The following is a 16,784-nucleotide window of genomic DNA, read 5'->3' on the forward strand; positions in this document are numbered from 1 at the left end:
GAGCTATTTACTCCTGTGCGCCACTGCCCGCACGCGGGCCGTCGGCAGCACGGGAGGACAATCATGAGACGACTCGTCAGTGTTGCGGCCTTGCTGGCCGCTTCAGGGAGCATTGCGTACGCTCAGAACACCCTGCCTCAAACCAACGACGCCTACTTCCGCGCAGCTCAGTCCGCGCTCCAGGAGCGCTTGCGCGTGACGCCGAACACCAATCGCGCCAAGAACGTGATCCTGTTCGTGGGCGACGGTATGGGCATCTCCACGGTTACCGCGGGCCGCATCTACGAGGGGCAGAAGCGCGGTGTCGATGGCGAGTCGAACTCGCTGACCATGGAAAAGCTGCCTTTTGCGGCTCTCTCGAAGACCTACACCCATGACGCGCAGGTGGCCGATTCCGCCCCGACCGCCGTGGCCATGGTAACGGGCGTGAAAACGCGCAACGACGTGATCGGCGTGAACAGCGAGGTCGAGGTCGGCGACTGTGCCGGGTCCAAGGGCAAGGAGGTGCTGAGCCTAGCGGCCATGGCCGAGCGGGCCGGGCAGGCGACCGGCGTCATCTCCACCGCCCGCATCACCCATGCCACGCCGGCCTCCATGTACGCCCATACACCTCACCGCGACTGGGAAGGTGACGCCAACATGACGCCGGAGGCCATGGCGGCCGGATGCAAGGACATCGCCCAGCAGCTTGCCGCCTGGTCCCAAGGCGACGGCTTCGAGGTGATCTTCGGCGGCGGACGCGACCGCTTCCTCCCGGAGACCGTGAACGACCCCGAGGACGCGGACAAGAAGGGCTCGCGCAAGGATGGGCGCAACCTCGTCCAGGAATGGCAGAACCGTTACTCCAACAGCGGCGTGTTTCTTTGGAACAAGGAGCAGTTCGACAAGCTCGATGGAAAGACCCCTCATGTGATGGGCCTCTTCGAGCGCTCGCACATGCGCTACGAGGCGGACCGTCTCAAGGACAATGGCGGCGAGCCGTCCCTGGCGGAACTCACGGTGAAGGGCATCGACATCCTGAGCCAGAACCCGAGCGGGTTCTTCCTCATGGTCGAGGGCGGGCGCATCGATCACGCGCACCATGACGGCAATGCGTACCGCTCGCTCGAGGACATGGTCGCCTTCGACAATGCCATCAAGGCAGCGCTGCAAAAGGTGAACCTCGATGAGACGCTCGTGATCGTGACGGCAGACCACAGCCATACGCTGACGATCAGTGGATATCCGAAGCGCGGCAACCCGATCCTGGAGACCATCGTCGAGCCGGACGGCAAGCCGAAGCTCGGCAAGGATGGCAAGCCGTTCACGACACTCGGCTACGCCAACGGCCCCGGCGCCGTGAAAGCGAATGAACCACGTCCGACGCCAGCTGACACCACCGCGCCGGATTACAAGCAGCAGTCCCTGGTCCCGCTCGACAGCGAGACCCACGGCGGCGAGGACGTCGTGATCTTTGCCGGCGGCCCCTGGGCTCACCTCTTCGCCGGCGTGGTGGAACAGAACTACATCTACCACGTGATCGATCATGCCACGAAGTTGGGTGAACGCTCAGGCCTGCGTGCAGCCGCTCAGTAGAAGCTCTCGCGGGTGGGCCGGACCCGGCCCATCCGCCCCGCAGATCCATATGTCCTTGGGCCGACCGATATGCCCTGGAACGAATGCCGGATTTCCGCCGGCATCGGAATGGACTAAACCGCTGCCGCGGTAGGATGTGCCGGCTCTGTCGGCGTCTGGAACGATCATAGAGGTCACGCCGGGACGTGTCCGGCTTGAGAATGGAGAGGTTTCCTCCACCCTCAGGACAGGAGCCTCCCATGACCCACGCGTCCGTCAGCCCTCTCCGTCAGCGCCTGATCGACGACATGACGATCCGCCATTTCGCCCCGCGCACCCAGGACGCTTACATCCGCGCCATCCGCCGCTTCAGCGCCTTCCTCGGCGCCTCGCCTGACCAAGCCGGCTTCGAGGATGTGCGTCGCTACCAGCTCTTCCTGATCGAGACCGGCGCCAGCCCGCCCACCATCAACCACGCCGTTACGGCCCTGCGCTTCCTCTTCCAGGTCACCCTGCACCGGCCCGAGGTCATGCAGCCAATCCCGTTCGTGCCCGAGCCGCGCAAGCTGCCGGTGGTCCTCAGCCCCGACGAGGTTGCCCGCCTGCTCGAGGCGGCGCCGAACCTCAAAGCCAAGGCGGCGCTGAGCGTCGCCTATGGGGCGGGCCTGCGCGCCTCCGAGGTGGTCACCCTCAAGGTCAGCGACATCGACTCCACCCGCATGGTCATCCGCGTCGAGCAGGGCAAGGGCCGCAAGGACCGCTATGTCATGCTCTCGCCGCAGCTTCTGGAGCTGCTGCGCGCCTGGTGGCGGGCGGCCCGACCGCAGGGCTGGCTCTTTCCCGGTCAGAACCGGATCAACCCGCTCACCCCGCGTCAGCTCAACCGCGTCTGTCATGCCGCCGCCCGTCTGGCCGAGATCGACAAGCCCGTCAGCCTGCACACCCTGCGCCACAGCTTCGCCACCCACCTGCTCGAGCAGCATGTCGACATCCGCGTCATCCAGGTGCTGCTCGGGCACACCAAGCTCGACACCACCGCCCGCTACACCCGCGTGGCGACCCAGCTCATCCGCACCGTGATGAGCCCGCTCGATCATCTGCCTCTTTCGGATCCGTCCGCCTGAGAGCTGGCCCATGCCCCGCCCGGCTCTCGAGGTGGCGGACATCTTCCGCGCCCACGGGGCGGCTTGGCGCGCCGCCCATGCGGGCCACATCAGCCTCGGCCAGCTCAAGGTGATGAGTGCGATCGAGGCCTGCCGCACGGCCGCGCTCGGCGGGCATGTGGAGCGCTGCGAGCGCTGTGCCCACACACAGATCGCCTACAACTCGTGCCGCAACCGGCACTGCCCGAAGTGCCAGGGCGCGGCGGCCCGGGATTGGCTCGCGGAGCGCGAAGCCGAGTTGCTGCCGGTCCCCTACTTCCACGTGGTGTTCACGCTGCCGGCAGCGATCGCGGATCTGGCCTGGTCCAACAAGGCCGTGATCTACGATCTGCTGTTCAAGGCCGCGGCCGAGACCATCCTGACCATCGCGGCCGATCCCAAGCATCTGGGCGCCCGCATCGGCTTGACCGCCGTGCTGCACACCTGGGGCTCGGCCTTGACGCACCATCCGCATGTGCACATGATCGTGCCCGGCGGCGGGCTATCCCCTGACGGAACGCAATGGATGGCGTGTCGGCCCAACTTCTTCCTGCCCGTGCGGGTGCTCTCGCGGCTGTTCCGGCGCCTGTTCCTGGATGGGCTATCTCGCGCCCAGGCGGTCGGGCGCCTGGGCTTCTTCGGAGCTCAGGCGCATCTGGCCGAGCCGGAGGCGTTCAGCGCCCTTCTGGCGGCGCTGCGGCGGATCGAGTGGGTGGTCTACTGCAAGCGCCCGTTCAGCGGGCCCGAAGCGGTGCTGGCGTACCTGGCGCGCTACACCCATCGGGTGGCGATCTCGAACTCTCGGCTGCTTGCCTGCAATGCGGATGGGGTCCGCTTCCGCTGGAAGGATTATCGGGCCAAGGAACGTCAGCGCACCAAGGTTATGCGGCTGAGCGTCGATGAGTTCATCCGTCGCTTTCTGCTGCACGTGCTGCCCGACGGCTTTCACCGCATCCGCCACTATGGCTTGTTCGGCAATGGCGTGCGTCAGGCGAACCTCGCTCGTGCGCGTGCGCTGCTGGCCGTGGCTGAGAAGCCCCTGGCCGATGCTCCTGCACCCGACGCACCGATCGCGCCGTCGCGGTGTTGCCCGTGCTGCGGCGGGCGCATGATCCTCATCGAGCGGTTCGCCCGCGGATGTGCACCGCGTTCTGCGCCCTCTCACCCGATCCGGATCGACACCTCATGACCTCCTGCTGGCCCGCTCGTGCCCTTTATGCGGCTGATGACGGGTGCTGCATTCAGCGCACCGGCGCTCGCTGTGTCTCTCTCTGCGGTGATCCCTATGCGGTGTCTTGCGGGCCGCTGGCGCTTCGATGGTCTCCTTCGCTGGGTTGGCGGTGCTCTTCACGGCGCCCTCACCCACACCGGATCTCGTCAGTAATGGTGGCTCAGCACCCGATGCCGACGCCACAATCCCCATAACACCCGCAGCGCCTGCGCGGTGTTCCGCGGTTTCCTCCTTTGAGGCTTGTCGAACGCCTGCCGCTCGTGCCGCGGCTCCGTTCCGCCGCGGCAGGCATCCAACAAGCCTTAACATCAACTGACCTTCGTGAGGCCATGCCCGAAGGCTCGTTCAACCCAGAGCCGCCCCCAAAGCAAGGATGCATTCGAACACAGTAACAAGCCAAGAGAGGTTCGCCCGCTCAATATGTCACAGGACCATCAAGCCTGCTTCGTGCCTGAATATATACCTTGACTCGACATGCCGCAGCAGTAAGCCTCGTTGACCATTCAACACGGCAGTGAATCCAGGCGAGAAGACCTGGGTCGGCTCAAACTCCAGCTTATGCGAGCAGGGCAGCTATGGCGACAGGCACCTTCCAGGGCGGCGAAGCCGCGCACATTGCGTTCGTCTTCGACAATGTCGCTGATTTCGAATCTCTGGCCCGCGCGGGCGATCAGGCGCGCTATCGCTTCAGGAACGGCGGCTGGATCAGCCGCATCGGCTTGAACGTCCGCTTCTGACCACGCCTGCTTTGGCGCAGGTCCAGTCCGTGACCAATGGCCGGCCACGTGTCCGATCCTGTTTGCGTTTCGACCTAGTCTGGCCGCGCGAATCTGTGCCGATTGCGCTTGGATCCGCTGCTGTTTTGCAGCGATCCTATGGCTCCGATGCTCTCGTCCAGTCTAGAGCTGCTTCCACTCACGTGGAATCATCTCTTGTCTTTGCCGAGCCGCATTTTTTAACGGTGAACCGGATCCACTTCACCGAAAAATGCTCTAACAGGGACCGCCCTACGACGGCGCCGGCGGCTCGTTCCTGCGGCCGTCAATGTCATGTCCTTGCACCATGCGGAAGTCGGCGGAATATCCGCAAGCATGCGGAGCAGCAGATTCCGGCGCGGTCGATCCCTCCCAATCGGCTTGTTCCGAGCCGGGCGTTGACCAGTTCCAAGGCGATTGTTACATTGAAGACATGATCACGTTCGCCCGCACTCTGCGACTTCGCCTCCCGGTCGTTCCGACGGCCGGGTCTTTCGTCGTGTTCGCGAAGTAATCTGGGCGACGCTCCTCTCGCGCGTTCGCCCGAACGCAGAGAGTTGAGCCATGGAAGCCGACTTCTACTGTGCCGTGATGTTCCCGTATCCGTCAGCGGCAGGGCTGCATCTGGGGCACTACTACAACTACGCCGTCATCGATTCCTACTGCCGCTGGCTGAGACACTGCGGCACGACCGTCTTCCAGCCCTTCGGCTACGACGCTTTCGGGCTGCCGGCCGAGAACTACGCCCGCAAGGTCGGACGCGATCCGGCCGACGTGACGTTCGAGAACATCGCGCAGTTCAGGCGGCAGATGGCCCGCATGAACACCTGCTTCGAGGAGCGCCTGGTGACCTGTGATCCCTCCTACGTGAAGTGGACGCAGTGGATCTTCACCCGCCTGCGCGAGCGCGGGCTGGCTTACAAGGCCTGGGGCGAGGTGAACTGGTGCCCGTCCTGCGAGACCGTGCTGGCGAACGAGCAGGTGATCGATGGGCACTGCGAACGGTGCGGCAGCGCGGTCGAGCGCCGGACCATGAACCAGTGGTCCTTCCGGATTACGGACTACCGGGACCGTCTGATCACTGGCCTGGACAGGATCGACATGCCTGATTCCACCAAGCGGATGCAGCGGGCGTGGCTGGCCGATCTGAGGGACTGGTGCGTCTCGCGGCAGCGAACATGGGGGTGCCCAATCCCGGTCGAGGGTGAGACGGACACCCTGGACACGTTCGTCGACTCCTCATTCTACTACCTGCGCTACCTGACCGACAGCGACACCGAGTTCCTGCCGGAAGGCTGCTACCAGCCCGTCGATCTGTATGTCGGCGGGGCCGAGCACGCCTGCATGCACCTGATCTACACCCGGTTCATCCACATGGTGCTGTTCGACTTAGGTGTCGTCCCACGGGAGGAGCCATTCAGGAAGGTGATCCATCAGGGCGTCATCAGGAAGGACGGAGCGAAGATGTCGAAGTCCAAGGGGAATGCCGTCAGCCCTGACGACTACGATCCCGACGAGCTGCGGCTGTACCTGATGTTCATCGGTCCCTATTTCGAGGGTGGGGAGTGGTCGGACGAGCACATCACCGGGCAGCGCCGGTTCCTGTCCCGGATGCGGCGGTGGCTGGAAAGCCGGGGCTCCGACCGGATCGATCTGTCGGCCTTCAAGGATCAGGTCGACCATGACATACGGGCCTTCAAGTTCAACAAGGTCGTGAGCGGGTTCATGGAGTTCTACAACCGCCACAAGCACCTGCGACCGGACGAGGACACGGCCCGACGGATCGAGGAGGTGCTGCGCGTCTTCGCGCCGGGATTCCGGTCATGCACACACTAGAGCCTCGGACGTGACCCAGAGGGCCGCGTCAGCGACCCGAAGGGCCACGCCAGTGAAAAGTGGATACCACATTTGGGATCCATCCGAGGCTCCCTCTCTTGACCGGCGCATCGGAAGAGGCGGACCCGAAGGGCCGCACGATGCGCTCGGCGGGCTTCCGACCGGGATCACCGGGACAAGCCCGGTGATGACGTGGCGGTTGATCGTTCGGTTCGCGTCACCCTCCTCACGTCATGGCCGGCCTTGTGCCGGCCATCCCGATGGGAAGAGCGCCGCGCCTCACCGTATCGGGATCACCGGAAACGAGCCCGGTGATGACATGGAGGGTGACCATGGCGGTGGCGCGACCTGGGCGGTGCTGGAGGCCCCTGACATTTTGGGTTTGACAGCAAATCGGGTAGATGCTCTTCATGCGAGCATCCGCTCAAGGTTGTTGCTGTCCCATGCCCGTCCAGAGATCGCCCTTCGACCTCGTCATCCTCGATTGCGACGGCGTGCTCGTCGACAGTGAGGTCATCAGCTGCCGGACTCTGGTCGATATTCTCTCCCCTCTCGACCCGGGCTACGATCTGCAGACGGTGATGCGCCGCTATCTCGGGCGCCCCTCGAGTGTCGTCGTCGAGGATTACGAGAGAATGACAGGCCGCCTGGCCTCGGGCGACTTCACGGAGGGCTGGCGGGCCCGCCTGTTTGCCGCATTCGCGCGCGAGCTTCAGCCGGTGGAAGGAGTGCGCGGCGCGGTCGAGGCCTTCGCGAGCGACTATTGCGTAGCCTCGTCAAGCGACGAGGAGCGCATCGAGATCTGCCTCCGGAAAGTTGGGTTATGGGATCTCTTCGAGGGGCGGATCTTCAGCACGACCCGCGTGCCGCGCGGCAAGCCGGCGCCCGACCTGTTCCTGCTAGCCGCCAGGGAGCGCGGCGTGGCGCCGGAGCGCTGCCTTGTGATCGAGGACAGCGTCAGCGGCGTCATGGCGGCGAAGGCGGCTGGTATGACAGCCTATGGCCTCGCCGCAGGCAGCCATTTCGCAGTTCTGGACCAGAGACAGGCGCTCCTGGACGCCGGAGCCGACAAGGTGCTCGAATCCTGGCGGGAACTGGCACCGATGCCTGCAACCGGTTGAGCGTCCGATGGCCGAGAACGACAGCACCCGCCTCGACGACGCCGCCCGGGCCGGCTGGCTCTACTATATTGCCGGCCGCACGCAGGACGACATCGCCCAGATCCTGAACATCTCGCGCCCGGCGGCGCAGCGCCTCGTCTCGCTCTGCCGCAGCGAGGGGCTGATCAGCTTCCGCATGAACCACCCGATCAGCACCTGCATGGAGCTCGCAGCGCGGCTGCGCGACCGCTTCGAGCTGCTGCATTGCGACGTTGCCCCGTCCGACGGCTCGGCGGAGACCGGCGCGGCCGGCGTCGCCGCGCTCGGCGGCGTGCTGATCGAGCGCTGGCTGCGCTCACGCCAATCGCTGGTCATGGCCTTGGGCACCGGCCGTTCCATGCGGGCCAGCATCGAGCGCGTTCCGCCCATGTCCTGCCCGCTGCATCGGCTCGTCTCGCTGGTCGGGACCATCTCGCCCGATGGCTCGGCCAGCCCCTTCGACACGCTGGTCAAGCTCGCCGAAATTACCCGGGCGCAGTATTTTCCAATGCCGCTGCCCCTTTATGTGTCGAGCCCCGAAGAGCGCGCTCAGCTCATCCAGATCGAGTCGATCAGGCGCATCCGCGCCATCGCCAGCGAGGCCGATCTCTGGGTGATGGGCATCAGCCAGATCGGCGAGGATGCAGTGCTATATCGGGACGGATTCATGACGCGCGGCGAGCTGCTCGACATGGTTCGCCACGGCGCCGTCGGTGAGGTGACCGGCTGGGTCTTCGATGCCGAAGGCCGATTCCTCGACCGCGGCACCAACCTGCGCGTGACCAGCGTGCCGCCCGAGTCCGGAAGCGCCCGGCGGCGCATCTGCATCGGCCAGGGCCGGGCCAAGGTCGCGCCCCTGCGCGCCGCGCTGAGAGGGAGAATCGTCAACGGCCTCGTCACCGACGAGGACACGGCCCGGGCCCTCCTGGCGGACTAGCGCACCGTGCGGACCCAGCGGGCCACGCTAGCAACCCGAAGGGCCGCGTCAGCGACCCGAAGGGCCACGTCAGTGAAAAGTGGACCCGGCTTTTCGCGCCGAACGGTGCGCCACTGAGGGAATTGAGCATCCGCTCACACCACCCTTGACGTCATCACCGGGCTCGTCCCGGTGATCCCGGTCGGAAGAGCGCCGCGCTTCAAACCATCGGGATGGCCGGGACAGGCCCGGCCATCACGTGGGGAGGGTGGCAGGAAGGGCGGAGGGTGCCATGACGTGAGAGGGTGTTCGCACCGCCTCACACATACACCACGTCATCACCGGGCTTGTCCCGGTGATCCCGCTTCCGAGAGGCGCCGCGCCTCACCGGATCGGGATGGCCGGCGAGAGGCGGGTAATGACTGGCCGGCCATGACGTGGGAGGGTGGCAGGACCGGACCACACACGCACCACGTCGTCACCAGGTTCGTCCCGGTGAACGCGATCGCAAGACCGCCGCGCGCATCGTGCGGACGAAAAGCGGGCCGCCCCGATCGATGCGCTGCTTCAGGATGCTCCAACGCGCTGATCCGCCTTGCCCCATTGCCCTCCAGGCCCAAGCCGGCCCGGCCGTCATCGACCCGTCATCAACGGTTGACATAACAAGCCAGTGTGCGAGCATATGCTTCAATAAAGAGCATATGCTCACACAACATAATGAGGGAGGGCTTTATATGCGATCTTTCTACGGTGCTTTGGCGGGTGCGGGCGCAATGCTGCTAGCGGGGCTTTCTCCCGCGCGGGCGGCGACTGAAATCGAGTTCTGGCACGCCATGAGCGGCGCGCTCGGCGAGCGTGTCGAGGAACTCGTCAAGAAGTTCAACGACTCCCAGAAGGAATACGTCGTCAAGGCGATCGGCAAGGGCACCTATGACGAGGTGCTGAACGGCACGATTGCGGCTTATCGCGCCAAGCGCCAGCCCGAGATCGTGCAGTCGAACGAGCGCTCTTTCCTGACGATGGTCAATTCCGGCGCCATCGTTCCCACGAGCGATCTGATGGCACAGGAGGGACACCCGATCGACGCCTCGCAGTTCATCGCTCCGGTCGTCAGTTACTACGCGATCGACGGCAAGCTCCAGGCGATGCCGTTCAACTCCTCGACTCCGATCCTGTTCTACAATCGCGACCACTTCAAAGCCGCCGGATTCGACAAGCCCGGCGCGACCTGGCAGGAGCTCGAGCCGCAGCTCGACGCGATCAAGGCCAAGGGGGTGTCGAAATGCGCGATGGTGCTCCCCGGCGACTACGAGTGGAGCTTCCTCGAGAATTACAGCGCGGTGAACGACATCCCGTATGCGACCAAGCGCAACGGCATGGATGGTCTGGACACCAGCTACGTTTTCAACAAGGGCAAGCTCGTCGATCAGGTCGAGCGCATGAAGCGGCTGGTCTCGTCCGGTGTGATGCAGCTCGCCGGCCAGGGCATCATTCCAATCCAGCTCTTCACCTCGGGCGAATGCTCGACGATCATCGCCTCCACCGCCTCGCACGCCGCGGTCGTCGCCGCCGCGAAATTCGACTGGAGCGCGGCCGAGCTGCCCTATGAGCAGGGTGTCACCCCGAAGAACAGCGTCATCGGCGGCGCGGCGCTCTGGACACTGAAGGGGCATTCGCCGGAGAAGTACAAGGCGATCGCGGCCTTCTACGATTTCCTCGCCAAAACCGACACGCAGGTCTGGTGGCATCAGGCAACGGGTTATGTGCCGGTCACGACCGCAGCGTATGAAGCGGCCAAGGCGCAAGGCTACTACCAGAAGAACCCGACGCGCGAGATCGCCGTGCTGCAGCTGATGCGCGGCACGCCCAGCGACAACTCGCTCGGCTTCCGCATCGGCAACAGTAACCAGATCAACGTCGCGATCATGGAAGAGGTCTCGGCCGCCTTCCTCGGCAAGAAGCCGGTGCAGCAGGCGCTTGACGACGCCGTGGCTCGCGGCAACGAGGCGCTACGCCGCTACGAGCAGCTCAATGCCGGCAAGAAATAGCACGGCTGCTCTCCCCGGGACGGCCGGCGGCGGCGCTTTGCGCCTCCGCTGGCCACTGAGGCGCCTTTTCCTCAGGAGCGCCGACGATGCACAGTCCGAAAGCGGGCTGAAGCGTGCGCACTTCCGGGAATGGCGCCTGCCCATCTGGCTGCTGGCGCCGCAGCTCTTCATCCTGCTGCTGTTCTTCTTCATCCCGTCGGTCCGGGCTCTGATCCAGGCCTTCCAGCTGACCGACCCTTTCGGCGCCACGACGCAATGGGTCGGGTTCGAGAATTTCGAACGACTGTTCCGCAGCGGAGTCTACTGGTCCTCGGCGCAGGTCACGCTGATCTTCACCATCGCCCAGAACGTGCTGACGCTGTCGATCGCGCTGCTGCTCGCTTTCGCCTCGAACCATATCCTGCGGGGCCGCAGCGCCTACCGGACCGTGCTGCTGCTGCCCTACGCGATCGCCCCCGCTATCGCGGGCATCATGCTCGCCTTCCTGTTCAACCCCCGCGTCGGCCCCGTTGCCCACACCCTGCAGGGGCTCGGGCTGGATTGGGATCCGAACCGCAATTCCTGGCATGCGCTCGCCCTGATCGTCATGGCGGCCTCCTGGAAGCACATCTGCTACAACTACATCTTCCTCGTCGCGGCGCTGCTCTCGGTGCCCCAGTCGATCCTCGAATCCGCCTATCTCGACGGCGCGGGGCCGATCCAGCGCTTCTTGCGCATCTCGTTGCCGATGGTCACGCCGACCCTGTTCTTCTTGATCGTGATCAACTTCGTCTACGGGCTGTTCGAGACCTTCGCCATCGTCGACGCCACCACCCGTGGCGGCCCGGCCGGCGCGACCTCCATCCTGGTCTACAAGGTCTATCTGGACGGATTCGTCACGCTCGACCTCGGTTCCTCCGCCGCGCAATCCGTCGTGCTGATGGTGCTCGCGCTGCTTCTGACCTTCGCCCAGTTCCGCTACGTGGAACGCCGCGTCAATTACAGCGTCTAGGCCGACGATGAACGAACATACGCCGATCCTCGATGCCGTCTGCCACCTCATCCTGCTGGTCGGCGCGGCGCTCGTCTGCCTGCCGATCTATTTCGTCTTCGTCACCGGCTCGCTCTCGCAGGCGGAGATCATGCGCGTGCCGATGTCCTGGCTCCCCGGCAGCCAGTTCTTCGCCAATATGCAGACCGTGTTGAGCAATGCCGATTTCGGGCGGCTGCTCCTCAACTCCTTCATCATCGCCACGGGCATCACGGTCGGAAAGCTGGCCGTTTCGGTGATCGCGGCCTTCGCCGTCACCTATTTCCGCTTTCCCTTCCGGATGACGGCCTTCTGGCTGATCTTCATGTCGCTGATGCTACCGATCGAGGTGCGCATCGTGCCAACCTACGAGTCGGCGGCGAACGTCGCTCTGCCGCTCAACATCCTCGGCTCCTGGCTCGGCATTCAGGCATTGATCGATCTCGACTGGAATCTGGTCAACACCTATTCAGGGCTGATCCTGCCGCTGATCGCCTCCGCCACGGCGACCTTCCTCTTCCGCCAGTTTTTCCTCACCGTTCCCGACGAGCTCTGCGAGGCGGCGCGCATCGACGGAGCAAGCCCGTGGCAGTTCTTTCGATTGATCCTCCTGCCCCTGTCGCGATCGAACGTCGTGGCGCTGGCGATCATCCTCTTCCTGATGGGCTGGAACCAGTATCTCTGGCCGCTGTTGCTCACCACCGATCCGGCGATGGCCAATGCGGTGATCGGGCTGAAGAAGCTGATGCCGCGGCCGGATTCGCTGCCGACATGGCATTTGCTGATGAATGCGGCTTTCCTCACCATGCTGCCGCCCACCATCGTCATCCTTCTCCTTCAGCGCTGGTTCGTGAAGGGACTGGTCGACAGCGGCAAGTAGTGACCAACAGACCGAAGCGGGGCACCCTTCCATGCGAATCATCGGACATCGCGGCGCGCGCAATATCTGGGCGGAGAACAGCCTCGGCGGCTTCCGCAATGTCTGCGGCCTGAAGGTCGATGCGGTCGAGCTCGACGTGCATCTGTCGAGCGACGGCGAGATCATGGTGATCCACGACCCGCTGCTCGACCGTACGACGGACCACAAGGGACCTGTCGGTCACCTGTCGCGGGACGCCCTCGCCAAGGTGAGGCTCGACGACACCCTGGGGGAGACGATCCCGACGCTGCCGGAGGTCCTCGACGTCTTCGGCCCCACCGGAATCGAGCTTGAGATCGAGATGAAGATGGATGCCTTCGGCAATCCCTATCCGGGCCTGCTCGAAAAGGTCATCGCGCTCGTCGAAGCCCGCGGCTTGTCGTCTCGCGTGGTCCTGACCTGCTTCGTCCCGGAGGTCATCGAGGAGATCCGCGCCAAGGCGCCGGGCATGCGCCGGCTCGCTTCGGTCGACCGCCGCTCCTGCGAAGCCTTCGGCGGCGTCGACCGGACCCTGCGGCGATTCGTCGATCTCGGGTGCATCGTCGCCGTCGAGCAATCGCTGCTTCGGCTGGCGATCGACCGCGCGGTCGAGATCGTCGGGCGGGACAAGCTTGGCGCCTGGGTCCCGAACACGGTCCGCGAGCTCGATTACTGGTTCAGTCAGCCGATCTCGCAGATCACGAGCGATCGCCCCGATCTTGCACTGCAGGTGCGCACACAGCACGGGTGAGGCACGGGCCGCTCGGGTCAGCCATGGTCAAAGATCTCTCGGGGATCGGAATGCCTCTCCTGCGAGTGCTTTCCCTGTCAGGCGAGGCCGGCCTTCAAAAGCTTGAAGCATCGGACGTGAAACATGGACCCAGGTTTGGGATCGGATTCGATGCTCACATCCTGAAGCGGCTCTTCGTTCGGGGCGGACCCGAAGGGTCACGTCGGCGACCCGGAGGGTCCGCACGATGCGCTCTGCGTTGTTCCGATCGCGTTCACCGGGACAAGCCCGGTGATGACACCCTCGCACGTCATGGCCGGCCGATCATCACTCGCCTTGTGCCGGCCATCCCGGTCGGATTAGCGCCGCGCCTCTCGTATCGGGATCACCGGGACGAGCCCGGTGATGACGTGGAGAGGTGGTCTGGGCCTGTGACAACACCCTCCCAGGTCATGGTACCCTCGGCCCTTCCCACCCCCCTCTCACGTCATGGCCGGCCTTGTGCCGGCCATCCCGATTGTTTGAAGCGCTGCCGGTGCCGACATCGATTCCGGGGAAATGGATTGCCATGGCCGTTCAATCGTCCAGACAGGGGTCTGAGGGGCGACGCCCTGCGCCGGCGCGCATCACAGGTCGTTGCTCTGCGGCAGGATGACGAGATCGCGAATGGTGACATTCCGAGGCCTCGTCAGCATGAACAGGACGGCTTCGGCCACTTCAACCGGCTGCATCAGGCCGCCTGCCGCCAGCTCCGACTCGAGCTTCTCCTTCGGCCAGTCCTTGATGAGGGCCGTGACCACGGGTCCGGGTGCGACGGCGCCGACGCGCAGGCCGTGCGGGGCAACCTGCCGCCGGACCGTGTGCACGAAGGCCTGTACGGCATGCTTGGAGGCGGTGTAGATCGGCTCCCAGACGACGGGAACGAGCCCGGCGATGGAGCTCGTCACGATGATGTCGCCGGTCTTGCGCTCCACCATGTGCGGAAGCACCGCATGGATGGAGCGGAAAGCGGCATTGATGTTGAGGCTCAGCATGCGATCCCAGGCATCCGGATCACCCTTGAGAATCTCCCCGCCGATATAGGAGCCGGCATTGGCGTGAAAGATGTCGAGCTGGCCCGCCTGCTCGAGGATCTGCGGCATCATGCGCGAGACGCTCGCTGGATCGGTCAGGTCGACGCGCAGGGGGAGGGCCTGCGGGCCCAGTTCGGCGCAGACGGTCTTCAACGCTTCCTCGTCGCGGTCGACCAGCACGACCCGCGCGCCTTCGGAGAGGAGGATCCGGGCACATTCGAGGCCGATGCCGGAGGCCGCTCCGGTGATGGCGGCAACTTTGCCGGAGAGTTTCTCACCCATGGTTTTTCCTTCGTCTTGGTTTCAGGCCCGGCCGTGAGATACGCGCGAGCGGCGCGCCAAGGAGTCGACGATGACCGCAATGGCCAACACGGCGCCGGTGATCATGTACCGGAGCGATGAGGAGAGATCGAGGAGCGTCAGCCCACTTGCGATCGACTGGATGACGATGATGCCGAGCAGGGCCGAATAAGCGCTGCCGCGGCCGCCGAACAGGCTGGTTCCCCCGATGACGGCGGCCGCGATGGCGTTCAGATTGACGTCGCCGGTGCCCGCCTGCTGGCTCGCGGAGGCGAGGCGCGCGGCGGAGAGAATGCCTCCGGCCGCGGCGAGACCCGAGCAGAGCATGAACGCGGTCATGTAGATGAAGCGCACATTGATGCCCGCGCGGCGCGCGGCCTCGCGATTGCCGCCGACGGCCAGCATCTGGCGGCCCCATTTCGTGCGCGTGAGGGCATAGTTCATGACCACGACGAGGCCCACGAAGAGGCCGAACATCCAGGGGATGCCACGGTCGAGGTTGAGGTAATGAACGACGAGTTCGAGAACGACCGTGACCAGCACGCAGCGCAGGAGCAGGCTGGTCAGCGGCTGAGGCGACAATCCTGCTTCGCGCCTCCGGGCCGCAATGCGGTGGCCCAGCACGAACATCACGATCCCGGGGAGAGCCGCAAGGGCGTAGGACACGGGATCCGGCATCACAAGCAGCTGGCCGAAATTCACCAGGGGCGCTTCATAGGGCAGGTTGATCGAGCCGGTGGAGCCGAGCAGGTAGAGCTGCAGGCCCAGGATGGACAGAAGGCCCGCGAGGGTCACCACGAAGCTCGGCATGCCGAAGCGGTTGAACAGGACCGCATAGAGCGCGCCGATCAGAACGCCGAAGACGAGCGCCGCCAGAATGGCGATCGCGACGGGCCAGCCCTGGTTGACCCACAGCACGCCGATGAGCGCGGATGCAAAGCCGCTGACCGATCCCACCGACAGATCGATTTCGCCGACGATCAGGATGCACACGATTCCGAGCGCGATCACGCCGACCGTCGAGCAGTCGAACAGGAGATTGACGAGATTGTTCGGTGCCAGGAACACCGGATTGAGACTTTGAAAGACCGTCCAGATGATCGCCAGGCCGACCACCACCGGAAGCGACCCGAGATCGCCGGAGCGGATCCTGTCCCAAAAGGCGCGGGCTGAGCCACCGATGCCTTCCGCGTGCTTCACGCGCTCGTCCCTGCGGTCGATAAGCGGGGCGGCCTGCGCGTTCTGCTCTGCACCCTTGGTCATGGGCGTTCCTCCGGTGCCGGGCCTTGCGTGCCTTGCGCCTGGCGTCGGCTGGCGCGGCGCGAGACCGAGTTGTTCGCCGCGCCCGTGATGGCGCTGACGAGTTCCTGGTTCGACGCATCGGGCTCGAAGACGCCGTTGTTGCGACCGAGCCTGAGCACGGCGATGCGGTCCGCGACGGCGCGCACGTCCTCCATGTTGTGGCTGATCATGATGACCCCGAGGCCACGGTCGCGGACGCGCTCGATCAGGTCGAGCACCTCGGCCGTCTGCGCGACGCCCAGGGCGGCCGTGGGCTCGTCCAGCAGAATGAGCTTGGGCTCGAGCAGCAGCGAGCGCGCGATGGCGACGGTCTGGCGCTGGCCGCCCGAGAGGGAGGCCACGGGCTCGCGCACGCTGGGGATGCGCGCGGACAATTCGTTGAGCAGGGTCCAAGCCTTCAGCTCCATGGACACTTCGTCGAGCCGGTAGGGGCTGAGCTCGCGGCCAAGGAAGATGTTGGCGACCACATCGAGATTTTCGCACAGGGCGAGATCCTGGAACACGGTCGCGATCCCGAGGGCGAGCGCCGCGCTGGGATCCGGGAGTGTCACCGTCTTGCCGCGGAAGGTGATCGATCCCGAGCTCGGCTGGTGCACTCCCGCCAGGATCTTGACGAGCGTCGACTTGCCCGCGCCGTTGTCGCCGACAAGGGCCACGACCTCACCCGCATGCACGTCCAGGTCGATGTCGGTCAAAGCCGAAACGGCACCGAAATGCTTCGAGATGCCGCGCAGGCTGAGCACTGGTTCGCGCGTGTCGCGCTGCTCCTGGGTTCTGTCCATTCTTCCTCGACTCCGCAGGCGACGTGCCGGCGCCACGCGTGACGTCCGGCTGCCGGTCGGGCAGCCGGA

The 16,784-nt window shown here is 65.0% G+C and carries 15 protein-coding genes; 11 read left to right on the top strand and 4 right to left on the bottom strand.

Annotated elements, in window-relative coordinates:
• Positions 1-63: 63 nt before the first annotated feature.
• The 5 genes from NF876_RS15385 (at position 64) to NF876_RS15405 (ending at position 6,518) form a co-directional block, all read left to right on the top strand.
• A complete protein-coding gene (locus tag NF876_RS15385; protein WP_262269666.1) occupies positions 64-1,575 on the top strand; it encodes an alkaline phosphatase in 1,512 nt (503 codons plus the stop codon).
• 239 nt (positions 1,576-1,814) lie between these two features.
• On the top strand, positions 1,815-2,678 hold the full coding sequence (locus NF876_RS15390) for a tyrosine-type recombinase/integrase (RefSeq protein ID WP_262269667.1): 864 nt from the start codon (positions 1,815-1,817) through the stop codon (positions 2,676-2,678).
• 10 nt (positions 2,679-2,688) lie between these two features.
• Positions 2,689-3,885 (top strand): IS91 family transposase, encoded by a 1,197-nt coding sequence (locus NF876_RS15395; RefSeq protein ID WP_262269668.1) that lies wholly within the window; start codon positions 2,689-2,691, stop codon positions 3,883-3,885.
• Between the two features lie 617 nt (positions 3,886-4,502).
• On the top strand, positions 4,503-4,664 hold the full coding sequence (locus tag NF876_RS15400) for a hypothetical protein (RefSeq protein ID WP_262269669.1): 162 nt from the start codon (positions 4,503-4,505) through the stop codon (positions 4,662-4,664).
• A gap of 582 nt (positions 4,665-5,246) precedes the next feature.
• Positions 5,247-6,518 (top strand): class I tRNA ligase family protein, encoded by a 1,272-nt coding sequence (locus tag NF876_RS15405; protein ID WP_262269670.1) that lies wholly within the window; start codon positions 5,247-5,249, stop codon positions 6,516-6,518.
• Between the two features lie 226 nt (positions 6,519-6,744).
• Here NF876_RS15405 and NF876_RS15410 read toward each other — a convergent pair whose 3' ends face one another.
• Complete coding sequence (locus NF876_RS15410; RefSeq protein WP_262269671.1) at positions 6,745-6,930, bottom strand: hypothetical protein; 186 nt, start codon at positions 6,928-6,930, stop codon at positions 6,745-6,747.
• Positions 6,931-6,961: 31 nt separating this feature from the next.
• Between NF876_RS15410 and NF876_RS15415 the strand changes: the two genes are divergently transcribed.
• The 6 genes from NF876_RS15415 to NF876_RS15440 all read left to right on the top strand — a co-directional run bounded on the left by NF876_RS15415 (position 6,962) and on the right by NF876_RS15440 (position 13,279).
• Positions 6,962-7,639, top strand: a complete 678-nt coding sequence (locus NF876_RS15415; RefSeq protein ID WP_262269672.1) for an HAD family hydrolase — start codon at positions 6,962-6,964, stop codon at positions 7,637-7,639.
• 7 nt (positions 7,640-7,646) lie between these two features.
• Positions 7,647-8,594, top strand: a complete 948-nt coding sequence (locus tag NF876_RS15420) for a sugar-binding transcriptional regulator (protein WP_262269673.1) — start codon at positions 7,647-7,649, stop codon at positions 8,592-8,594.
• Positions 8,595-9,274: 680 nt separating this feature from the next.
• Positions 9,275-10,621 carry an extracellular solute-binding protein gene (locus NF876_RS15425; protein ID WP_373696670.1) on the top strand — a complete coding sequence of 449 codons (1,347 nt, stop codon included), beginning with the start codon at positions 9,275-9,277 and terminating at the stop codon, positions 10,619-10,621.
• Positions 10,605-11,612 (top strand): ABC transporter permease subunit, encoded by a 1,008-nt coding sequence (locus NF876_RS15430; protein ID WP_262269675.1) that lies wholly within the window; start codon positions 10,605-10,607, stop codon positions 11,610-11,612. The genes NF876_RS15425 and NF876_RS15430 overlap by 17 nt, the downstream gene beginning before the upstream one ends.
• A 7-nt stretch (positions 11,613-11,619) precedes the next feature.
• Entirely contained in the window at positions 11,620-12,510 is an 891-nt protein-coding gene (locus tag NF876_RS15435; protein WP_262269676.1) for an ABC transporter permease subunit, read from the top strand.
• A gap of 31 nt (positions 12,511-12,541) precedes the next feature.
• Entirely contained in the window at positions 12,542-13,279 is a 738-nt protein-coding gene (locus NF876_RS15440) for a glycerophosphodiester phosphodiesterase family protein (protein WP_262269677.1), read from the top strand.
• Positions 13,280-13,884: 605 nt separating this feature from the next.
• Here NF876_RS15440 and NF876_RS15445 read toward each other — a convergent pair.
• From NF876_RS15445 to NF876_RS15455, 3 genes are read right to left on the bottom strand one after another with little or no spacing between them, the layout of a single operon-like run.
• Complete coding sequence (locus NF876_RS15445) at positions 13,885-14,613, bottom strand: SDR family oxidoreductase (protein ID WP_262269678.1); 729 nt, start codon at positions 14,611-14,613, stop codon at positions 13,885-13,887.
• A gap of 21 nt (positions 14,614-14,634) precedes the next feature.
• Positions 14,635-15,894, bottom strand: coding sequence for a sugar ABC transporter permease (locus NF876_RS15450; protein WP_262269679.1), 1,260 nt, complete (start codon positions 15,892-15,894; stop codon positions 14,635-14,637).
• On the bottom strand, positions 15,891-16,715 hold the full coding sequence (locus NF876_RS15455) for an ATP-binding cassette domain-containing protein (RefSeq protein ID WP_262269680.1): 825 nt from the start codon (positions 16,713-16,715) through the stop codon (positions 15,891-15,893). The genes NF876_RS15450 and NF876_RS15455 overlap by 4 nt, the downstream gene beginning before the upstream one ends.
• Positions 16,716-16,784 lie beyond the last annotated feature (69 nt).

This window comes from Microvirga yunnanensis, assembly GCF_025460875.1.